Origin of the sequence: Kitasatospora sp. NPDC093679 (genome assembly GCF_040683455.1) — a bacterium.
GTDB lineage: Bacteria > Actinomycetota > Actinomycetes > Streptomycetales > Streptomycetaceae > Kitasatospora > Kitasatospora arboriphila.
The window spans coordinates 46433-64676 of the sequence record NZ_JBFBDW010000046.1 but is presented as its reverse complement, the minus strand read 5'-3'; the positions used below and the strand labels follow the sequence as shown (position 1 = coordinate 64676).

Sequence of the window (18244 nt, the reverse complement as noted above, 5' to 3'; positions counted from 1 at the left end):
CCCGGCGCCCGCGTCCGGCATCCTCGCGTCGATCAAGGTCGGCGAGGACGAGACGGTCGAGGTCGGCGCCGGGGCGGCGGCCGGGGCGGCCTCCGCGGCCGGGGCCGGAGCGGCCGCCGGGGCGCCCGAGCCGTCGTCGATGACGGCCAGCTCGGCGCCGACCTCGACCGTCTCGTCCTCGCCGACCTTGATCGACGCGAGGATGCCGGACGCGGGCGCCGGGATCTCGGTGTCGACCTTGTCGGTGGAGACCTCGAGCAGCGGCTCGTCGGCCTCCACGCGCTCACCCTCGGCCTTCAGCCAGCGGGTGACGGTGCCCTCGGTCACGCTCTCGCCCAGTGCGGGCAGTGTTACTGAGACCGCCATGGTTTCAGCGACTCCTATCAAGTCTTGCGTACAGGAATGGACAACTAAGGGGTGCCGCGGATCAGTCGTGCGCGTGCAGCGGCTTGCCGGCCAGCGCCAGGTGCGCCTCGCCCAGGGCCTCGGACTGGCTGGGGTGCGCGTGGATGAGCTGCGCGACCTCGGCGGGCAGGGCCTCCCAGTTGTAGATCAGCTGGGCCTCGCCGACCTGCTCGCCCATGCGGGCGCCGACCATGTGGACACCCACCACGGCGCCGTCCTTGACCTGGACGAGCTTGATCTCGCCGGCGGTCTTCAGGATCTTGCTCTTGCCGTTGCCGGCCAGGTTGTACTTGAGCGTGACGATCTTGTCCTTGCCGTACTGCTCGGCGGCCTTGGCCTCGGACAGGCCGACGGACGCGACCTCCGGGTTGGAGTAGGTCACGCGCGGGATGCCGTCGTAGTCGATCGGGACGACCTTCAGGCCCGCCAGGCGCTCGGCGACGAGCATGCCCTCGGCGAAGCCGACGTGGGCGAGCTGCAGGGTCGGGACGAGGTCGCCGACCGCCGAGATCGTCGGCACGTTGGTCCGCAGGTACTCGTCGACCAGGACGTAGCCGCGGTCCATGGCGACCCCGGCCTCCTCGTAGCCGAGGCCGGCCGAGACCGGGCCGCGGCCGATGGCGACCAGCAGCAGGTCGGCGTCGATCTGCTTGCCGTTCTCGGTCGAGACGCGGACACCGTTCTCGGTGTACTCGACGCCCGAGAAGCGGGCCTTCAGCTCGAACTTGATGCCGCGCTTGCGGAAGGCGCGCTCCAGCAGCTTCGAGGAGTTCTCGTCCTCCAGCGGGACGAGGTGCGGCAGGGCCTCGACGATGGTGACGTCGACGCCGAAGGACTTCCACACGGACGCGAACTCGACGCCGATGACGCCGCCGCCGAGGATGACGGCCGACTTCGGGATGTAGTCGAGCTTGAGGGCGTGGTCCGAGGAGATGATCCGGTTGCCGTCGATGGTCAGACCGGGCAGCGACTTGGGCACCGAGCCGGTGGCGAGGACGATGTGGCGGCCCTCGACGCGCTGGCCGTTGACGTCCACCGAGGTCTGCGAGGACAGTCGGCCCTCGCCCTGGATGTAGGTGACCTTGCGCGAGGCGACCAGACCCTGCAGGCCCTTGTAGAGGCCCGAGACCACGTCGTCCTTGTACTTGTGGACGCCCTTGATGTCGATGCCCTGGAAGGTCGCCAGGACGCCGAACTCGGCCGCCTCGCGGGTCTCGTCGGCGACCTCGGCCGCGTGCAGCAGGGCCTTGGTGGGGATGCAGCCGCGGTGCAGGCAGGTGCCGCCGAGCTCGCCCTTCTCGATCAGCGCGACGTTCAGCCCGAGCTGGGCGGCGCGGAGCGCCGCGGCGTAACCGCCGCTTCCGCCTCCGAGAATGACAACGTCGAAAACGGTGCTGGCGTCGTTCGCCACGTCACGTCCTCCATGCAAAGGGGTGCGGTTCGCCGGGCCGGTCGCGGTCCGGTGGTGTGGGAAGCCTTTGTGAGGCGCCCAGTCGTGCCGGAAATACATCTTTGCACTTGTTCGAGGCGACTGGTGTCCGGGGCTGCCCCGGAGGCCGCCGCCCGGCCGCCCCGGGTCGCTCGAATGCCCCGTACGGGTGGGTATCGCCGCAGCTCACAGCGGTGCGGGCGGGCCGGAGAGGGGCGGCTGCGGTGGCCCGCTCCCGCCCGGGTTCCGCAGTGCGGAAGACGGTTTCGCCCGCGGCGAACACCGTCTCGGAATGTGGCCTCCGCCACCCTCGATGTATTACCGGCTGGTAATAGGAAAACGCCGAAGGGTCCGGTGCCCCCGTCGGACACCGGACCCCTCCACGGAAATCGGTGGGCGTCAGACGCCCGCCGCCACGTCCTGCGCGTACCGCACCAGGGTGCGCACCGCGCTCGCGGTGCCGCCCTTCGGGGTGTAGCCGAACGGGCCGCCCTCGTTGAACGCCGGGCCGGCGATGTCCAGGTGCGCCCAGTCGATGCCCTCGGCGACGAACTCCTTCAGGAACAGGCCGGCCACCAGGCCGCCGCCCATCCGCTCGCCCATGTTGGCGAGGTCGGCGATCGTCGACTCGACCATGCCCTTGCGCAGGTCGGCCGGGAGCGGCATCGGCCAGGACGGCTCGCCGACCGCGGTCGCGGTCTCGTGCAGGCGGGTGCGCAGCTCGTCGCTGTTGGACATCACGCCGAAGGTGCGGGTGCCCAGGGCCAGCACCATCGCGCCGGTCAGGGTGGCGACGTCCACGATGACGTCCGGGTTCTCCTCGCCGGCCCGCACGATCGCGTCGGCCAGCACCAGGCGGCCCTCGGCATCGGTGTTCAGCACCTCGACGGTCTTGCCGCCGTACATCCGCAGCACGTCGCCCGGACGGGTCGCCGAGCCGGACGGCATGTTCTCGGCCAGCGCCAGCCACGCGGTCACGTTGACCTGCAGGCCGAGGCGCTTGGCGGCGACCACGGCGGCGAACACCGCGGCGGCACCGGACATGTCGCACTTCATGGTCTCGTTGTGGCCCGCCGGCTTCAGCGAGATGCCGCCCGAGTCGTAGGTGATGCCCTTGCCGACGAACGCCAGCGACGCCTGCGCCTTCGGGTGGGTGTAGGCCACCTTCACCAGCCGGGGCGGGTTGGCGGAGCCGACACCGACGCCGAGGATGCCGCCGAAGCCGCCCTTGAGCAGCGCCTTCTCGTCCAGCACCTCGACCTTCAGGCCGTGCTCCTTGCCGGCCGCCTGGGCGATCGCGGCGAAGGACTTCGGGTTGAGGTCGTTCGGCGCGGTGTTGACCAGGTCGCGGGCCCGGTTCATCTCCTCGCCCAGCGCGACGGCGCGCTCGACCGCGGCCTTGGCGTCCTTGCTGCCCTTGCGGGTGGCCGGCACCAGCAGCTCGCCGACCGGGGTCTTGCCGTTCTCGCCCTTGTACGTGCCGAAGGTGTACGAGCCCAGCAGACCGCCCAGCGCGATCGCCTCGATCTCCTCGGCGGACCCGGCGGGCAGCGCCAGCGCGACCTTCTTCGTGCCGGCCAGCGTACGGGCGGCGACACCGGCGGCCCGGCGCAGCGCCTCCGCGGCGTAGCCGTCCTCGGACGCGTCACCGAGGCCGACCGCCAGCACGAGCGGCGCCTTGAGTCCGGCGGCCGCCGGAACCTTGACCGCCTCGCCCTCGGCGCCGGTGGCACCCAGGGTGGAGAGGACCTCGGCCAGCGTGCCCTCGAACGCCTCGGCCACGGCCTCAGCGCCGGGGGCGAGCACGAGGCCCTTGGGGCCCTTCGCCACACCGACCACCAGGGCGTCCGCGCGCAGGCTTGCGGCGGAGGAGGTGCTCACAGACAGTGTTGTCACGACGATGCGTCCTGTTCTTTCGCGGTCCACGGCCGGCGACGGCTCGGGGTGTGCCGTACCGGCATAACCCCGGCTGACTCCGCGGGGAAACGGGGCGCAGGGCTACGGTGCACCCCGCATGGTAGTCCGCATGCTGGGACCACGCGGCCCCAGGGCTCGCCCCCTCACGGCGGACCGGGCGTACACGGTGTGACGAAGCGCGCGAACCGGACGCCGCCCGCACGCCCCCGGACCGGGCCCGTGCGGGCCGCTCAGACCGTGCCGATCAGCGCCAGCGCCACCAGCGCCCCGGTGGCCGCCGTCTCCGCCGTCGCGCCGAGCACGTCCCCGGTGATCCCGTCGAGGCGCCGCACGCAGCGGCGCAGCAGCAACTGCGCGCAGCCGAGCCCGACCGCCAGCGCCGCCGGCCACACCCAGGCCTGCCGGCCGTACCCGGCGCCGGCCGCGGCGAGCAGCAGCGCGCAGCCCGCGGAGACCGCGGCCGCGCCGAGGCCCGGGACGGTGCCGGCGACCGCGGCGCCCAGTCCGCCGGGCCGGGCGGCCGGCACGCCGCGGCGGCAGCCCCAGGCGAGCGCGCAGCGCCCGGCGAGGGCCGCGGTGAGCACCGCGAGTGCGCCGCGGCCGGGAGAAGCGTCGAACTGCCCGGCCAGCGCGGTGATCTGACCGAGCATCACCAGGAGCAGCGTCAGCACGCCGAACGGTCCGATGTCCGACTGCTTCATGATCCGCAGTGCGTCCTCGGCCGGCTTGCCGCTGCCGAGGCCGTCGGCGACGTCGGCCAGGCCGTCCAGGTGCAGGCCCCGGGTCAGTGCGGCGAGCGCCCCGACCGCGGCGACCGCGCCGAGCAGCCCGCCCGCCCGCCACGCGGCGAAGGCCCCGGCCCCGGCCGCGATCAGGCCGAGCACCGCGCCGACCACCGGGGCGGCGAGCATCGCCCGCCCGGCCGTCGGCCGGTCCCAGCGGTCGACCCGGACCGGCAGCACCGAGAGCGTGCCGAAGGCGAAGCGCAGCCCGTCCGGCACGTCAGCCGAGGCCCAGCAGCTCCGCCGCGGTGGGCAGCTTCGCCGGCGGCCGCGGCTCGGCCTTCGCGGCGGCCGGCACCTCGCCGGGCTCCGCCAGGGTGTCGGAGGCGGCCTGCAGCAGCGGCAGCGCCAGCAGCGCGCCGACGCCCTCACCGGCCTTGACGCCGAGCTGCTGCACCGGGGTCAGGGTGAGCCGGTCGTACGCCTTCGCCTGCGCGGGCTCGCCGCTGTCCTGCCCGGCCCGCCACCACTCGGGCGCCCGGAAGGCGACCCGCTGGGCGACCAGGGCGCAGGCCGCGGACACCACGCCGTCGAGCACCACCGGCAGCCGGCGGACGGCGGCCTGCAGCAGGAAGCCGGTGATCGCGGCGAAGTCGGCGCCGCCGGTCGCGGCGAGCAGCGCGAGCTGGTCGCCGAGCACCGGCCGGGCCCGCCGCAGCGAGTCCCTGACGGTGGCGCACTTGACCATCCACACCCGGTCGTCGACGCCCGAGCCGCGCCCGGTGACGGCCGCCGCGTCGGTGCCGCACAGCGCGCCGACCAGGACGGCGGCGACCGTGGTGGACCCGGTGCCGATGTCGCCGAGCAGCACCAGGTCGGTGCCGGCGTCGGCCTCCTCGTCGGCGATCGCCATGCCGGCCCGGAAGGCCCGGGAGGTCTCCTCGGCGGTCAGCGCGTCCTCGACGTCGATCCGGCCGGAGCCGCGCCGCACCCGGTACTGCGACACCTCGGCGGGGAACTCGTGCGGCTCGGCGTCGACCGCCATGTCGACGACCCGCACGGCCGCGCCGTAGCGGCGGGCCAGCAGGGCGACCGGCGCGGTGCCCTCCAGCACGGCGTGCACCCGGGCCGCCGTGCTCCGGCCGGGACCGGGCCGGGAGACGCCGAGTGCGGCGACGCCGTGGTCGCCGGCGAACAGCAGCACCTTCGCGGCGGCCACCGGCCGCACGGGGGCCGCGCCCTGGACGGAGGCGAGCCAGGCGCCGAGCTCCTCCAGCGAGCCGAGGCCGCCCGGCGGCAGGCCGAGCTGCTGCCGGTACTCCTCGGCGGCCTTGCGGGCGGCCTCGTCGGGCCGCTCGACGAGGGAGGAGAAACTGTCGAGATCCACGGTCGTGTCCATCGCTCGGAAGGCTACACGGCACCGGCTTTGACGGTCAGCACCTGTCCTGCCACGACGAGCAGCACCTGCTCGGAGGCGTCGGCGACCGCCATGTTGAGGCGTCCCAGGGTGTCCCGGAACCGCCGGCCGGCGGCCGTCGCGGGCACCACGCCCATGCCCACCTCGTTGCTGACCGCGACCGCGGGCCGCCGGGTCGCCGCCCAGGCCGCGGCGAGCGCCTCGCAGCGCCGCTGCACCGCCTGCTCGCCGCCGCCGTGCCAGCTGTCGTCGGACCAGGCGCCGTGCTCGTCCATCACGGCGGTGAGCCAGAGCGCGAGGCAGTCGATCAGGACCGGGGCGGTGTCCTCCCGGTCGGCGAGCACCGCCTCCAGGTCGCAGGTCTCGGCGGTGCGCCAGGAGGCGGGCCGGCGCTCCCGGTGCAGGCGCACCCGGTCCGCCCACTCCCGGTCGCCGTCCCGGGTGCCCGAGGTGGCCACGTACAGCACGTCCGGGTACGGCGCGAGCATCAGCTCGGCGCGGGTGGACTTGCCGGAGCGGGCGCCGCCGAGGACGAGGGTGCGGGGGAGTGGCATGCGGATCATCCTGCCGCACGGGGTATGGCGGTGCGGCGGGGCGGGCACGCTAGTGTGCGCACGTCGAGGTCACCGAGCGGGAGGAGTCCGACACATGGTGTGGACGTGGCGGTTCGAGCAGCAGGACGGCACCGGGGTCGACCAGCCGGGCGGCCAGGAGGAGTTCCCGGGCCAGGGCGACGCCGAGTCGTGGATCGGCGAGACCTACAAGCAGCTGCTGGCGGACGGCGTGGACCGGGCGGTCCTGCTGGAGGACGACCGCGAGATCTACTCGATGAGCCTGCACGAGGGCTAGGAGGGCCGCCCGCCCGCGTGCCTACTTGGCGCCGACGAGGTGGAGCAGGCCGGCGACCTGGCGGTACGGGTCCTGCCGGCCGGCCCGCTCCTCGGCGTCGAGGAGCTGGGCGAGCTGCCGGCCGTCGACCGGTGCCGCCTCGTCGGGTGCGGCGTCGGTGAAGACCCGGACGCCGTACCAGTGGCGCAGCGGCACCGAGATGCCGGAGAGCGTGGTGGTCAGCTCGGCGAGCCGGTGCGCCCGGGCGGGGACGCCGTACCGGTCGGTGCAGCGGTAGGAGTCGAAGGCGGCGAGGGCGGTGCGCCAGTCGCCGGCGAGCGCGGGGCGCATGGCCAGCGCGTCGGCGTTGCGGACGAGCAGCGACAGCACGCCGCCGGTGTCGAGCACCCGGGCGAGCGCGGCGAGCAGCGGGTCCGGGTCGGCGAGGTACATCAGGGCGCCGTGGCACAGCACGACGTCGAAGGAGCGCGGCGGGAACCACCGCCCGCAGGCGTGCCCGTCCCCGCCGATGAGCCGCACCCGCGCCTGCACGTCGGCGGGCTCGGCCGCGACCGCGGCCTGCGCGGCGCCGAGGGTGACCGGGTCGGGGTCGACGCCGGTGACGGCGTGCCCGGCGCGGGCCAGCCGCACGGTCTGGGTGCCCTGTCCGCAGCCGACGTCCAGCACCCGCAGTCCCGTCCGGCCGGTGAGCTGCTCGGCGAGCTGCCGGGTCAGCAGCTCCTCGCGGACGGTGCTGCGCAGGCCGCCCTGCCGGGGCGGCCAGGGGGCGGCCGCGTGCCGGCCGCCTCCGCCGACGGCCGGCAGCCGGTCGTGGCCGCCGGCGCCCTGCCCGGGCAGCGCGTACAACCCGGGCTGGTCCGGCTGCACCGGCAGGGCCCAGGCCGGCGGGACCGGCTCCGCGGTCAGGGCCGCTCGCCCCGCTTCACCTTCGGCTTGGGCAGCCGCAGTCGGCGCATCTGCAGGGTGCGCATCAGGCCGTAGGGGACGGCGCCGCGGGTGTTCTCGTTCGGGAAGCGCTCGCGCAGGGCCTTGCGCAGGCCGAGGCCGAGCCGGGCGAAGTCCAGGATCACCAGGACGAAGAAGACCACGAAGAGCAGCGTGGAGAGCAGCTGCAGGGCCGGCACCTTGACGATGCTGAGCACCAGCACCACCACGGCGTACGGCAGGAAGAACTCGGCGAGCGACCAGCGGGAGTCGACGAAGTCGCGGGCGAAGCGCCGCACCGGGCCCTTGTCGCGCGCCGGCAGGGCGCGCTCGTCGCCCTCCAGCAGGGCGGTGCGCTGCTTCTCGCGCTCGGAGCGCATCCGCTCGCGGGACTGCCGGGCGGCCTCCTTGCGGTCCTTGGGCACGGTCACCCGGGTGCGCCGGCTGGCCTCGGCCTCGCTGCGCTTCGGCGTCGGGCGGCCCTTCTTGGCCTGCGGGTCGCGGGGGGTCTTCTCGTCCTGCTCGGCCAGCGCGGTCGCGGCGGAGGAGGCTTCATCACGGCGTCGGAACACACCCCCAGCGTACGTGCTGGCCGGGTGCTTTCCGCAGTGAGCGTCGGCACGAACGGATATCGATCGGGCGGCGTGTCCCGTATGGGGGGCCCTCCGCGGGGCGGATCATGGTCTCAGGGTCGGCTCCACCCCAGGAACGATGACCGGCAGTGTGCGGCTGTAGCAGTCTTGTTGCAGCTCGTGCACTGCGGCGACCAGCTCGCTGCACATAGACTCGACGTGTTACGAGACGGAATTCGCAGGCCCGTAGAAGGGGGCACCCGAGGCCCATGAGCGACGGAATCATGAAGCGTATGGGGCTGATCTTCCGCTCCAAGGCCAACAAGGCACTGGACCGTGCGGAGGACCCGCGGGAGACGCTCGACTACTCGTACCAGAAGCAGCTGGAGCTGCTGCAGAAGGTGCGCCGCGGCGTCGCCGACGTGGCCACCTCGCGCAAGCGCCTGGAGCTGCAGCTGACGCAGCTGCAGCAGCAGTCCGCGAAGTACGAGGACCAGGGCCGCAAGGCGCTCTCGCTGGGCCGTGAGGACCTCGCCCGCGAGGCGCTCACCCGCAAGGCGAACCTGCAGTCCCAGATCACCGACCTGGAGACCCAGTACCAGCAGCTGCAGGCCGAGGAGGAGAAGCTCACGCTCGCCTCCCAGCGGCTGCAGGCCAAGGTGGACGCCTTCCGCACCAAGAAGGAGACCATCAAGGCGACGTACACGGCCGCCCAGGCGCAGACCCGGATCGCCGAGTCCTTCTCCGGCATCTCCGAGGAGATGGGCGACGTGGGCCTGGCGATCCAGCGGGCCGAGGACAAGACCGCGCAGATGCAGGCGCGGGCCGGCGCGATCGACGAGCTGCTCGCCTCCGGTGCGCTCGACGACGCCAGCGGCCTCGGCCGCAAGGATGACATCGAGGCCGAGCTGGAGCGGGTGGCCGGCGGCAGCGACGTCGAGCTGGAGCTGGCCCGGATGAAGGCCGAGCTGACCGGCGGCTCTCCCGCCGCCGCTCCGCAGGCCATCGAGCAGGGCCAGCAGGACTCGTCGAAGATCAACTACAACAAGTAGCAACCGGACAGCACCACGAACCCGGACAGGGAGACGCGCCGGCATGATCATGAGGGTCATGGGTGAGGGGCAGTTCCAGGTCGGCGAGAGCCACCTGAACCGGCTCAACGAGCTGGACGACGAACTGCTCAAGGCAGTGGAGTCGGGCGACGGCGGGCGGTTCAAGGCCGCGCTGGACGCGCTGCTGGGTGCGGTCAAGGAGTTCGGCAGCCCGCTGCCGGACGAGACCCTGGAGCCGTCCGACCTGATCCTCCCGGACGCGGAGGCGACCATCGACGAGGTCCGCGAGATGCTGCGGACCGAGGGCGACGGCCTGATCCCCGGCCTGCCGGAGTAGGTCTCGTGACACCGCGAGGGCGGGCACCCCACGGGGTGCCCGCCCTCCGGCGTGCTGCGCGCCGCCCGCCGGCGGCGCGGCGGAACGTTACGGCAGGGCCAGCATCCGGTCCAGCGCCGCCTTGGCGTACTTCTCGGTCTCCGGGTCGACCGTGATCACGTTCGGCACCCGGCCCTCGACCAGCGACTCCAGCGCCCACACCAGGTGCGGCAGGTCGATCCGGTTCATGGTCGAGCAGAAGCAGACCGTGCGGTCGAGGAAGACGACCTCCTTGTCCGGGTGGGCCTTGGCGAGCCGGCGCACCAGGTTCAGCTCGGTGCCGATGGCCCACTTGGAGCCGGGCTCGGCGGCGTCCAGCGCCTTGATGATGTACTCGGTCGAGCCCACCATGTCGGCCGCGGTGACGACCTCGTGCTTGCACTCCGGGTGCACCAGCACGGTGACGCCGGGGATCCGCTCGCGGACCTCGTTCACCGAGTCCAGGTTGAAGCGGCCGTGCACCGAGCAGTGGCCGCGCCAGAGGATCATCTTCGCGTTCCGCAGCTGCTCGGCGGTCAGGCCGCCGCCCGGCTTGTGCGGGTTGTAGAGGACGCAGTCGTCCAGCGAGAAGCCCATCTCCAGGACGGCGGTGTTGCGCCCCAGGTGCTGGTCCGGCAGGAACAGCACCTTCTGGCCCTGCTCGAAGGCCCACTCCAGCGCCCGCTTCGCGTTGGAGGAGGTGCAGATGGTGCCACCGTGCCGGCCGGTGAAGGCCTTGATGTCGGCCGAGGAGTTCATGTACGAGACCGGCACGGTCACGTCGGCGATCCCGGCGTCGGTGAGCACGTCCCAGCACTCGGCGACCTGCTCGGCGGTGGCCATGTCGGCCATCGAGCAGCCCGCGGCGAGGTCCGGCAGCACGACCTGCTGGGCGTCGGTGGTGAGGATGTCCGCCGACTCGGCCATGAAGTGCACGCCGCAGAAGACGATGTACTCGGCCTCCGGGCGGGCCGCCGCGTCACGAGCCAGCTTGAAGGAGTCGCCCGTCACGTCGGCGAACTCGATGACCTCGTCGCGCTGGTAGTGGTGGCCCAGGATGAACACCCGGTCGCCGAGCGCCTCCTTGGCGGCGCGGGCCCGCGCGACCAGGTCCGGGTCGGAGGCGGCGGGCAGGTCGCCCGGGCACTCGACGCCGCGCTCGCTCGCGGGGTCGGCCTCGCGGCCGAGCAGCAGCAGCGCCAGGGGCGTCGGAGAGGGGTCGACGCCGTAGGTCTCGGTGGTGGTGGTCACGGGCGGGTGCCCTCCTGTGCGGCCGATCTTCCGGCCCCTGCCGAGCTGCGGTGGTACCGCGGGGCCTTCTCGTCTATCTGACGCTATCTATGATAACCCGTTAGCGTCACTCTGACGATGGACGTTCTGTCGATGTGACGAGAACCGCTCTCCGGATCGGAGCCTTCCCGGCGTGGCCGAACCGATATCCGGCCGCGATCGCGTTGTCTTGGAGCATGAAGGCCATTGTGATCAGGCAGTACGGCGGCCCGGACGTCGTCGAGTACACCGACGTGCCCGACCCCAAGGTCGGCCCCGACTCCGTCCTGGTGCGGGTGAAGGCCGCCGGCGTCAACCCGGTCGACTGGAAGCTCCGCGAGGGCCACCTCGACGGCATCATGGACGTCCACTTCCCGCTGATCATGGGCTGGGACCTGGCCGGCGTCGTCCAGGCCGTCGGCGGCGGCGTCACCGAGTTCGCCCCCGGCGACGAGGTCGTCGGCTACGTCCGCAAGGACTCCGCCGAGCACGGCACCTACGCCCAGCTCGTCGCCGCCCCCGTCCGCACCCTCGCCCGCAAACCCGCCTCGCTCGACTGGGCCCAGGCCGGCGGCCTCCCGCTCGCTGGCCTCACCGCCCACCAGGCCCTCGTCAAGGCGCTGCGGATCCGCGCAGGCCAGACCGTCCTGGTGCACGCCGCGGCCGGCGGCGTCGGCAGCCTCGCCGTCCAGATCGCCACCGCCCACGGCGCCCGGGTCATCGGCACCGCCGGCGAACGCAACCACGCCTACCTGCGCGAACTCGGCGCCGAACCGGTCGCGTACGGCGAGGGCCTGGTCGACCGCGTCCGCGCGATCGCCCCCGACGGCGTCGACGCCGCCCTCGACCTGATCGGCGGCGACGCCGTCGAGGTCTCCGCGCAGCTCGTCCGCGACCCCTCCTGCATCGCCTCGATCACCGACTACGGCGTCGCCGCCCGCGGCGGCCACTACGTCTGGGTCCGCCCCGACGCCGCCGACCTCGCCGAACTCGGCCGCCTCGCCGACGCCGGGAAGCTCCGCGTTCCGGTCGCCTCCACCTTCCCGCTCTCCCAGGCCGCCTCCGCCCAGGCCCTCAACGCCGAGGGCCGCACCCGCGGCAAGATCGTGCTGCTGGTGGACTGACCGCAGGAGTCCGCCAGAATGGGGCGGTGCGCCGTCCCACCCCGCGGCCACACCGCCCTCACACGCACCACCAGTGGAGCCCGCAGCCATGAGCACGCACCGACCCACGGACCCGGGCGGGGCGCCGCTCGACGACACCGACCGGCTCCTGCTCGAACACCTCAGCAAGGACGGCCGCGCCTCCTACGCCGAGATCGGCCTGCTCGCCAACCTCTCCGCCACCGCCGTCCGCCGCCGCATCGACCGGCTCCGCGCCCGCGGCGTCGTCCGCGGCTTCACCGTCGTCCTCGACCCCGCCCTGCTCGGCTGGCGGACCGAGGCCTTCGTCGAGATCTACTGCCGCGAACGCACCAGCCCCGAGGAACTCCTCGCCAGCCTCCGCCAGTTCCCCGAGGTCGCCGCCGCCTGGACGGTCACCGGTGATCCCGACGCCCTCGTCCACCTCCGCGCCGCCGACACCCGGCACCTCGAAGCCGTCATCGAACGCATCCGCAAGGAGCCCGGCGTCCAGCGCAGCCGCAGCTCCGTCGTCCTCTCCCGCCTCATCGGCTGACCGCCCCGCACCGGGCCCGGCACCCCCCGGCACGCCACGCAGGAAAGCTGCGCGACCCCCGTCGAACACGCACGAAACCTGCTTGCGCGGCCCCGTTCCGACGCGCGCCGACCGAGCGCCGCTGCCTACGCTGATCGTGTCCGGTACGCCCCAGGAACCCCACCCGTACCGGCCCGCCGCACCCCGCAGCCAGAACGAGAGGGACCACCGTGTCCGCAGCCGCCGACCGCATGCACCAGCCCGACAACCAGCTGGTCGACCTCGTCTTCGACTACATGCGCGAGCGGCTGCAGTACAACCCCGTCCCCCTCGACCACCCCGGCGACGGCGAGCACCTTCGCACCCACCTCGCCGGTCTGCTCAACGAGCACGGCAACGACCCCGGCGACGTCCTCAAGCTCTACGACCACGAGCTCTCCCGCGCCGTCATCTCCGCCGACAGCCCGCGCTACCTCTCCTTCATCCCCTGCGCCCCCACCAAGGCCGCCCTCCTCTTCGACATGGTCGTCTCCTGCGCCTCCCTCCAGGGCATCTCCTGGCTGGAGGCCGCCGGCGCCATCGCCGCCGAGAACCAGGTGCTGCGCCTGATAGCGGACCGCGCCGGACTCCCCGCCTCCGCCGGCGGCACCTTCGTCTCCGGCGGCTCCGCCGGCAACCTCTCCGCGCTCGTCGTCGCCCGCGACACCGCCCGCCGCAAGCTGGGCGTCGGCCCGGAGGCCCGGCTGCGGATCGCCGTCGCCGACCAGGTCCACTCCTCGGTCAAGAACACCTTCAACATCATCGGCGTCGAGGCCTTCGTCGTCCCGACCGTGGACCGCCGCTTCACCGGCGAGGCGCTGCGCGCCGCCCTCGCCGCCGACCCGAACCCGGAGACCGTCATCGCGGTCGTCGGCACCGCCGGCACCACCAACGAGGGCATCGTCGACGACCTCGCCGGCCTCTCCGAGGTCACCCGCGAGCGCGGCCTCTGGTTCCACGTCGACGGCGCGTACGGCGGCGCCGGGCTGTTCGCCCCCTCCGTCCGCGAGCGCTACGACGGCATCGAGCACGCCGACTCCTTCGTCGTCGACCCGCACAAGTGGCTCTTCGCGCCGTTCGACTGCGCCGCCCTGCTCTACCGCAACCCGCAGCTCGCCCGCGCCGTCCACACCCAGGACGCCTCCTACCTCGACGTCCTGCACACCGAGGGCGACGAGTGGAACCCCACCGACTACGCGTACCACCTCACCCGCCGCGCCCGCGGCCTGCCGCTCTGGTTCTCCCTCGCCGTCCACGGCACCCAGGCCTACACCGACGCCATCGAGACCGGCCTGACGCTGGCCCGGGACACCGCGCAGCTGATCCGCGACACCGACCACCTGGAACTGCTGCACGACCCGCAGCTCTCCGCCGTCTGCTTCCGCCGCACCGGCTGGACCCACGAGGACTACTACCGCTGGTCCCAGCAGCTCCTCGCCGACCAGATCGGCTTCGTCACCCCCACCGGCTGGGACGGCGAGACCGTCGCCCGCTTCGCCTTCCTCCACCCCGGCACCACCCTCGACATGGTCAAGGAGATCCTCGCCACCATGGAGTAGGGGGCACGCCGGCCAGGAGGCAGCCACCCCACGGGCGCGGAGAACTGCGCAGTCCGGGGCAAGGCAAGACAGGTGCCCCCACGCGCCCCTGTTCTGCTTCCCCGGACTTGCACAGCTCTCGCCCCCGTTTTCGCGTGCCCGCCCTACAGGAACGCCCCGTCGGGGAGGTACGGCACCGGGGGGCGCATGCCGCGGAGAGCCACGTAGCCGCGGGTGCCGACCGTGAGCCCCACCTCCAGGCCCACGTCGACCGCCCACTCCTGGTCGGCGGTGAGGTGTTCCACCAGCGCCTCCGTCCCCTCCGGGACCCGCGCCAGCGCCTCCCGCAGCAGCCGCACCGCGATCCGCTTCGACGTCGCCGCCAGCAGCTTCACCTCGCCGCCGTCCCGGTAGCAGTAGCCGCTGCCCGCCAGCGAGTCCGCCACCAGCAGTTCCTCGAAGTGGGCCAGCATGAAGCCGTGGTCGGGCCCGTGCGCGGCGCCCCGCAGCCGCCGGTCCACCGAGTCCAGCAGGTGCAGTTGCCCCGGTCCTCCGGGGTGCACCGGGATGTCGCCCGGGTCCTGCAGTCCGGCCCGGTCGACCGGCCCCCGCAGTTGCATCGCCGGGTGCAGGGTGAACCCGCTCAGCCGGTACCGCCGTGCCGCGGCCGGCGACGGCGAGGCGCACAGCATGCCCCGCAGGCAGCCCCGCCCGTGCGCGGCCGCCCGCTGCAGCAGCAGCCGTCCGACGCCCTTGCCCTGCAGCGCCGGGTCGACCACCAGCAGGGCGAGCAGCCACAGCCCTTCGCGCCGCAGCGACAGCGCGGCCCCCACCGCCCGTCCGCCGTCCTCGGCGACCCAGCACCCCTGCGGGTCGGTCCGCACCAGGTGCCGGGTCCGCGCCTCGTGCCGGACGGCGCGGGCGTCCGGTACCGCCGTCCCGTCCCGCCGTGCGGTGTCCGGCTGTCCGAAGGCCGCCGCGGCCACCTCCCGCACGGCGACGGCGTCCGCGGCACTGTCCCTGACCGGCCGAATGATCACGCATCTCATCCTGGCCCGCCGCCGGACCCGCCGAGGGCGGTTTGCCGAGATCGGACGCCGAGCTCGCACCGCCGGTGTGCGAGCATGGGAGACGTAGAGGTGCGGGCGGCGAAAACGTCTCCCGGAATCACCACCGACCGGAAATGAATCCGGGCGGCCGCCGGTTGGCACTGGCGGCACACTGTCGTCACAGACCGGGAGTAAGCATGACCGTCCAGGACGAGACCACCGTCGAGAGTGGCATCCTCCTCACCGACGCCGCCGCGGCCAAGGTCAAGGGCCTGCTCGAGCAGGAGGGCCGCGACGACCTCGCGCTGCGCGTCGCCGTGCAGCCGGGCGGCTGCTCCGGCCTGCGCTACCAGCTGTTCTTCGACGAGCGTTCGCTGGACGGCGACGTCGTCAAGGACTTCGGCGGCGTGAAGGTCGTCACCGACCGCATGAGCGCCCCGTACCTGGGCGGCGCCACCGTCGACTTCGTCGACACCATCGAGAAGCAGGGCTTCACGATCGACAACCCGAACGCCACCGGCTCCTGCGCCTGCGGCGACTCCTTCAGCTGAGCCCCGCGGCCCAGCCGCACCCGCAGCAGCGACAGCAGCGGCGAACCGCCGGAGGGCGGCCCCGACACCCGGGGCCGCCCTCCGGCGGTTCTGCCCACGACTCCTCAGGGCGCGGGAACCGCGCAGTCCGGGACCGGTGCTCCTGGCCGATCCGGCTCACCCCCGGTCCGCGCGGTGGCCCACAGACCCAGTGCCGCGTCAGGCAGCCTTCGCCCCGTCGCGACGCCCGGCACGCACTCTCGCCGCACCGGACGGAAGTCCGAGTACGTCCGGTACGAGGACTTCCGGCCGGCACGCCGACAGCACGCACCGGACGCCGCTCCTTGACGGGCGAAGGTTGCCCGACGCGGCACTAGCGCGGCCCGCCCGGCACGTCACCCGTCATGGTGAGCCCGGTGCCGGAGGTCATGTCGATCACCTTGCGGTCGCCCAGCGGCTGCGCCAGCTCCGCCGAGACCGACTCCTTCTTCGCCAGGGCCGGGCACTCCTTGCCGCGCGGCGCCGGCTTCTCCACCATGACCCGGACCCGCACCAGGCCCGGCGCCTGCTCGTCCGCCTTCAGCCCGTACTGCTCGCAGACGCCGCCGTAGAAGTAGACGGTCAGGTGCGTCCCGCCCTCCAGGGTGTAGGAGATCGCGGGCAGGACCGCCGCGGTCGGCGTCGGCTCGCCGACGGCTATGCCGGGCTGGGTGGGCTGCCCGGGCTGCGGGGCCGAACTGCCCGCGCCGGACGGGCTGGGGGAGGGGCTCGGCGAGGCCGGGGCGCCGGAGGCCGAGGCGCTCGCCGTGGGCGCGGCCGACGGCGCACCGCCCGCTCCGGTCGACGTCTGCGACCCGCAGGCGGACACCCCGCCGACGACGAGCGCCACCCCTGCCGCCAGCACGGCGGCCCGCCGCCGACGAGCGGCCCCGAACGGTACGACTGCGGTCCTTGCGTCCATGGTGCGACTTCCTCCCGAGGGTCCAGCGAACCGCCACCGAAGCGGTGCTGCGCCGGTTTGACGTGCCCCGGAGGAATCCGGTTCCACCCCGTGCCGGGGCGGGACCCGGGGGAGCGGTCAGCTCCCGTAGTCGGCCATCGCCGCCACCAGCCGCTGCGCACCGGACGGCACCGACACCCCCGCCGGGCGGGCGGCGGCGGGCTGTGGGCCGGCCGCGAGCGGCGGCCAGAACCGGCCGAGCCGGCGCGAGGAGCTGACCAGGGCGTCGAGGCTCTCGAAGTCGGCCTCGCCGCCGAGGGCACCCGGGCGGACTACGGGGGGCTGGGTGGGCATCATCGCTGTCATCGCTCCGATCGCCGGGCCGCGGCCTCGTCGCCACGGCACGCATGGCTGGGGACCGGCCGACCGGCCCCCGTGCTGCGACCCTAGGCCGCCGCCGGGCGCCCCACCAGGGCTACTGCGGGGTAGTACCGGTTCGGGTCGTCCGGGTTTCCGGCCGGGGTGGCTGTACCGTAGGTGGGTCCACCACTGCTTCCGGCCGCACCAGGCCACCGCCGCCACCAGGCCTCCCGAGGAGACTCCCGTGCGTATCGCCGTCGCCGGCTCGATCGCCACCGACCACCTGACGACCTTCCCCGGCCGCTTCGCCGACCAGCTCGTCGCGGAGCAGCTGCACACCGTCTCGCTCTCCTTCCTGGTCGACACCCTCGACATCCGGCGCGGCGGCGTCGGCCCCAACATCGCGTTCGGCATGGGCGTCCTGGGCCTGCGCCCGGTCCTGGTCGGCGCGGCCGGCGCGGACTTCGACGAGTACCGCAGCTGGCTGGAGCGCAACGGCGTGGACACCGCCTCCGTGCACATCTCCGAGACCCGCCACACCGCGCGCTTCATGTGCACCACCGACCTGGACCACAACCAGATCGCCTCCTTCTACACCGGCGCGATGGCCGAGGCCCGCAACATCGAGCTCAAGCCGATCGCCGACCGCGTCGGCGGCCTCGACCTCGTCCTGATCGGCGCCGACGACCCGCAGGCGATGGTCCGCCACACCCAGGAGTGCCGCAGCCGCGGCTACGCCTTCGCGGCCGACCCCTCCCAGCAGCTGGCCCGCCTGGAGGGCGACGACATCCGCGAGATCGTCGACGGCGCCGCGTACCTCTTCACCAACGAGTACGAGGCCGCGCTCATCGAGTCCAAGACCGGCTGGGCCGCCGACGAGCTGCTGAACCGCGTCGGCACCCGGGTCACCACGCTCGGCCCCAAGGGCGTCCGGATCGAGCGCAAGGGCGAGCCGGCGATCACCGTCGGCTGCCCCGCCGAGGAGCGCAAGGCCGACCCGACCGGCGTCGGCGACGGCTTCCGCGCCGGCTTCCTCGCGGGCGTCTCCTGGGGCCTTGGCCTGGAGCGCGCCGCCCAGGTCGGCTGCATGCTCGCCACCCTGGTGATCGAGACCGTCGGCACCCAGGAGTACGAGCTGCGCCGCGCCCACTTCACCGACCGCTTCGCCGCCGCGTACGGCGACGAGGCGGCGGCCGAGGTCCGCGCGAAGCTGGCCTGACC

At 73.6% G+C, this 18244-nt stretch carries 19 protein-coding genes and 1 pseudogene; 8 read left to right on the top strand and 12 right to left on the bottom strand.

Annotated elements, in window-relative coordinates; all coding sequences use genetic code 11:
* The 6 genes and pseudogenes from AB0O09_RS29460 to cobU all read right to left on the bottom strand — a co-directional run.
* A partial coding sequence (locus AB0O09_RS29460; RefSeq protein WP_363546625.1) for a biotin/lipoyl-containing protein occupies window positions 1–366 on the bottom strand: 366 nt, incomplete at its 3' end.
* 61 nt (window positions 367–427) lie between these two features.
* The gene (gene lpdA / locus AB0O09_RS29455; RefSeq protein WP_363546622.1) at window positions 428–1816 is read right to left on the bottom strand and encodes a dihydrolipoyl dehydrogenase; all 1389 of its coding nucleotides are present in this window, start codon (window positions 1814–1816) and stop codon (window positions 428–430) included.
* Window positions 1817–2233: 417 nt separating this feature from the next.
* On the bottom strand, window positions 2234–3730 hold the full coding sequence (locus AB0O09_RS29450; protein WP_363546619.1) for a leucyl aminopeptidase: 1497 nt from the start codon (window positions 3728–3730) through the stop codon (window positions 2234–2236).
* Window positions 3731–3981: 251 nt separating this feature from the next.
* A complete protein-coding gene (locus AB0O09_RS29445) occupies window positions 3982–4752 on the bottom strand; it encodes an adenosylcobinamide-GDP ribazoletransferase (protein WP_363546616.1) in 771 nt (256 codons plus the stop codon).
* Between the two features lies 1 nt (window position 4753).
* The gene (locus AB0O09_RS29440; RefSeq protein WP_344626688.1) at window positions 4754–5872 is read right to left on the bottom strand and encodes a nicotinate-nucleotide--dimethylbenzimidazole phosphoribosyltransferase; all 1119 of its coding nucleotides are present in this window, start codon (window positions 5870–5872) and stop codon (window positions 4754–4756) included.
* 11 nt (window positions 5873–5883) lie between these two features.
* Window positions 5884–6444 (bottom strand): annotated as a pseudogene (cobU, locus tag AB0O09_RS29435) (bifunctional adenosylcobinamide kinase/adenosylcobinamide-phosphate guanylyltransferase); the annotation flags it as partial.
* 94 nt (window positions 6445–6538) lie between these two features.
* Here cobU and AB0O09_RS29430 point away from each other — a divergent pair.
* A complete protein-coding gene (locus AB0O09_RS29430) occupies window positions 6539–6739 on the top strand; it encodes a hypothetical protein (RefSeq protein WP_030269070.1) in 201 nt (66 codons plus the stop codon).
* A 21-nt stretch (window positions 6740–6760) separates the two neighbouring features.
* Here the strand turns inward: AB0O09_RS29430 and AB0O09_RS29425 are convergent, their stop codons facing one another.
* Both AB0O09_RS29425 and AB0O09_RS29420 read right to left on the bottom strand, forming a co-directional pair.
* Window positions 6761–7606: a methyltransferase domain-containing protein gene (locus tag AB0O09_RS29425; RefSeq protein ID WP_363546612.1), complete on the bottom strand. Its 846-nt coding sequence runs from the start codon at window positions 7604–7606 to the stop codon at window positions 6761–6763.
* A 35-nt stretch (window positions 7607–7641) separates the two neighbouring features.
* A complete protein-coding gene (locus AB0O09_RS29420) occupies window positions 7642–8235 on the bottom strand; it encodes a DUF3043 domain-containing protein (protein WP_344626690.1) in 594 nt (197 codons plus the stop codon).
* A 269-nt stretch (window positions 8236–8504) separates the two neighbouring features.
* On the opposite strand from AB0O09_RS29420, the gene AB0O09_RS29415 reads away from it, so the two are divergent.
* Window positions 8505–9287, top strand: a complete 783-nt coding sequence (locus AB0O09_RS29415; RefSeq protein WP_344626691.1) for a PspA/IM30 family protein — start codon at window positions 8505–8507, stop codon at window positions 9285–9287.
* A gap of 43 nt (window positions 9288–9330) precedes the next feature.
* Complete coding sequence (locus AB0O09_RS29410; protein ID WP_363546608.1) at window positions 9331–9624, top strand: hypothetical protein; 294 nt, start codon at window positions 9331–9333, stop codon at window positions 9622–9624.
* Between the two features lie 87 nt (window positions 9625–9711).
* Here AB0O09_RS29410 and nadA read toward each other — a convergent pair whose 3' ends face one another.
* Window positions 9712–10893: a quinolinate synthase NadA gene (gene nadA / locus AB0O09_RS29405; protein ID WP_363546606.1), complete on the bottom strand. Its 1182-nt coding sequence runs from the start codon at window positions 10891–10893 to the stop codon at window positions 9712–9714.
* A 215-nt stretch (window positions 10894–11108) separates the two neighbouring features.
* Between nadA and AB0O09_RS29400 the strand changes: the two genes are divergently transcribed.
* From AB0O09_RS29400 to AB0O09_RS29390, 3 genes are all read left to right on the top strand, one after another.
* Window positions 11109–12035, top strand: coding sequence for an NADP-dependent oxidoreductase (locus AB0O09_RS29400; protein WP_359983258.1), 927 nt, complete (start codon window positions 11109–11111; stop codon window positions 12033–12035).
* 88 nt (window positions 12036–12123) lie between these two features.
* Window positions 12124–12588, top strand: a complete 465-nt coding sequence (locus AB0O09_RS29395) for an Lrp/AsnC family transcriptional regulator (RefSeq protein ID WP_344626696.1) — start codon at window positions 12124–12126, stop codon at window positions 12586–12588.
* 209 nt (window positions 12589–12797) lie between these two features.
* Window positions 12798–14165, top strand: coding sequence for a pyridoxal-dependent decarboxylase (locus AB0O09_RS29390; RefSeq protein ID WP_363546602.1), 1368 nt, complete (start codon window positions 12798–12800; stop codon window positions 14163–14165).
* Between the two features lie 143 nt (window positions 14166–14308).
* Here AB0O09_RS29390 and AB0O09_RS29385 read toward each other — a convergent pair whose 3' ends face one another.
* Window positions 14309–15184 (bottom strand): GNAT family N-acetyltransferase, encoded by an 876-nt coding sequence (locus AB0O09_RS29385; RefSeq protein ID WP_363546599.1) that lies wholly within the window; start codon window positions 15182–15184, stop codon window positions 14309–14311.
* A 206-nt stretch (window positions 15185–15390) separates the two neighbouring features.
* Here AB0O09_RS29385 and AB0O09_RS29380 point away from each other — a divergent pair, with 206 nt between their 5' ends.
* On the top strand, window positions 15391–15744 hold the full coding sequence (locus tag AB0O09_RS29380; protein WP_095876996.1) for an iron-sulfur cluster assembly accessory protein: 354 nt from the start codon (window positions 15391–15393) through the stop codon (window positions 15742–15744).
* 352 nt (window positions 15745–16096) lie between these two features.
* Here AB0O09_RS29380 and AB0O09_RS29375 read toward each other — a convergent pair whose 3' ends face one another.
* Window positions 16097–16684, bottom strand: a complete 588-nt coding sequence (locus AB0O09_RS29375; RefSeq protein ID WP_363546596.1) for a hypothetical protein — start codon at window positions 16682–16684, stop codon at window positions 16097–16099.
* A gap of 117 nt (window positions 16685–16801) precedes the next feature.
* Window positions 16802–17029 carry a hypothetical protein gene (locus tag AB0O09_RS29370; RefSeq protein WP_363546593.1) on the bottom strand — a complete coding sequence of 76 codons (228 nt, stop codon included), beginning with the start codon at window positions 17027–17029 and terminating at the stop codon, window positions 16802–16804.
* A gap of 238 nt (window positions 17030–17267) precedes the next feature.
* Here AB0O09_RS29370 and AB0O09_RS29365 point away from each other — a divergent pair, with 238 nt between their 5' ends.
* Window positions 17268–18242 (top strand): carbohydrate kinase family protein, encoded by a 975-nt coding sequence (locus AB0O09_RS29365; protein WP_363546590.1) that lies wholly within the window; start codon window positions 17268–17270, stop codon window positions 18240–18242.
* The last annotated feature ends 2 nt before the right edge of the window (window positions 18243–18244 follow it).

What these genes read in the sequence shown, in the direction of transcription:
- AB0O09_RS29440 (WP_344626688.1), bottom strand. Translation starts at nt 5,872, where the DNA reads ATGGACACGACCGTGGATCTCGACAGTTTCTCCTCCCTCGTCGAGCGG.
- AB0O09_RS29430 (WP_030269070.1), top strand. Translation starts at nt 6,539, where the DNA reads ATGGTGTGGACGTGGCGGTTCGAGCAGCAGGACGGCACCGGGGTCGAC.
- AB0O09_RS29415 (WP_344626691.1), top strand. Translation starts at nt 8,505, where the DNA reads ATGAGCGACGGAATCATGAAGCGTATGGGGCTGATCTTCCGCTCCAAG.
- AB0O09_RS29410 (WP_363546608.1), top strand. Translation starts at nt 9,331, where the DNA reads ATGATCATGAGGGTCATGGGTGAGGGGCAGTTCCAGGTCGGCGAGAGC.
- AB0O09_RS29400 (WP_359983258.1), top strand. Translation starts at nt 11,109, where the DNA reads ATGAAGGCCATTGTGATCAGGCAGTACGGCGGCCCGGACGTCGTCGAG.
- AB0O09_RS29395 (WP_344626696.1), top strand. Translation starts at nt 12,124, where the DNA reads ATGAGCACGCACCGACCCACGGACCCGGGCGGGGCGCCGCTCGACGAC.
- AB0O09_RS29380 (WP_095876996.1), top strand. Translation starts at nt 15,391, where the DNA reads ATGACCGTCCAGGACGAGACCACCGTCGAGAGTGGCATCCTCCTCACC.
- AB0O09_RS29375 (WP_363546596.1), bottom strand. Translation starts at nt 16,684, where the DNA reads ATGGACGCAAGGACCGCAGTCGTACCGTTCGGGGCCGCTCGTCGGCGG.
- AB0O09_RS29370 (WP_363546593.1), bottom strand. Translation starts at nt 17,029, where the DNA reads ATGACAGCGATGATGCCCACCCAGCCCCCCGTAGTCCGCCCGGGTGCC.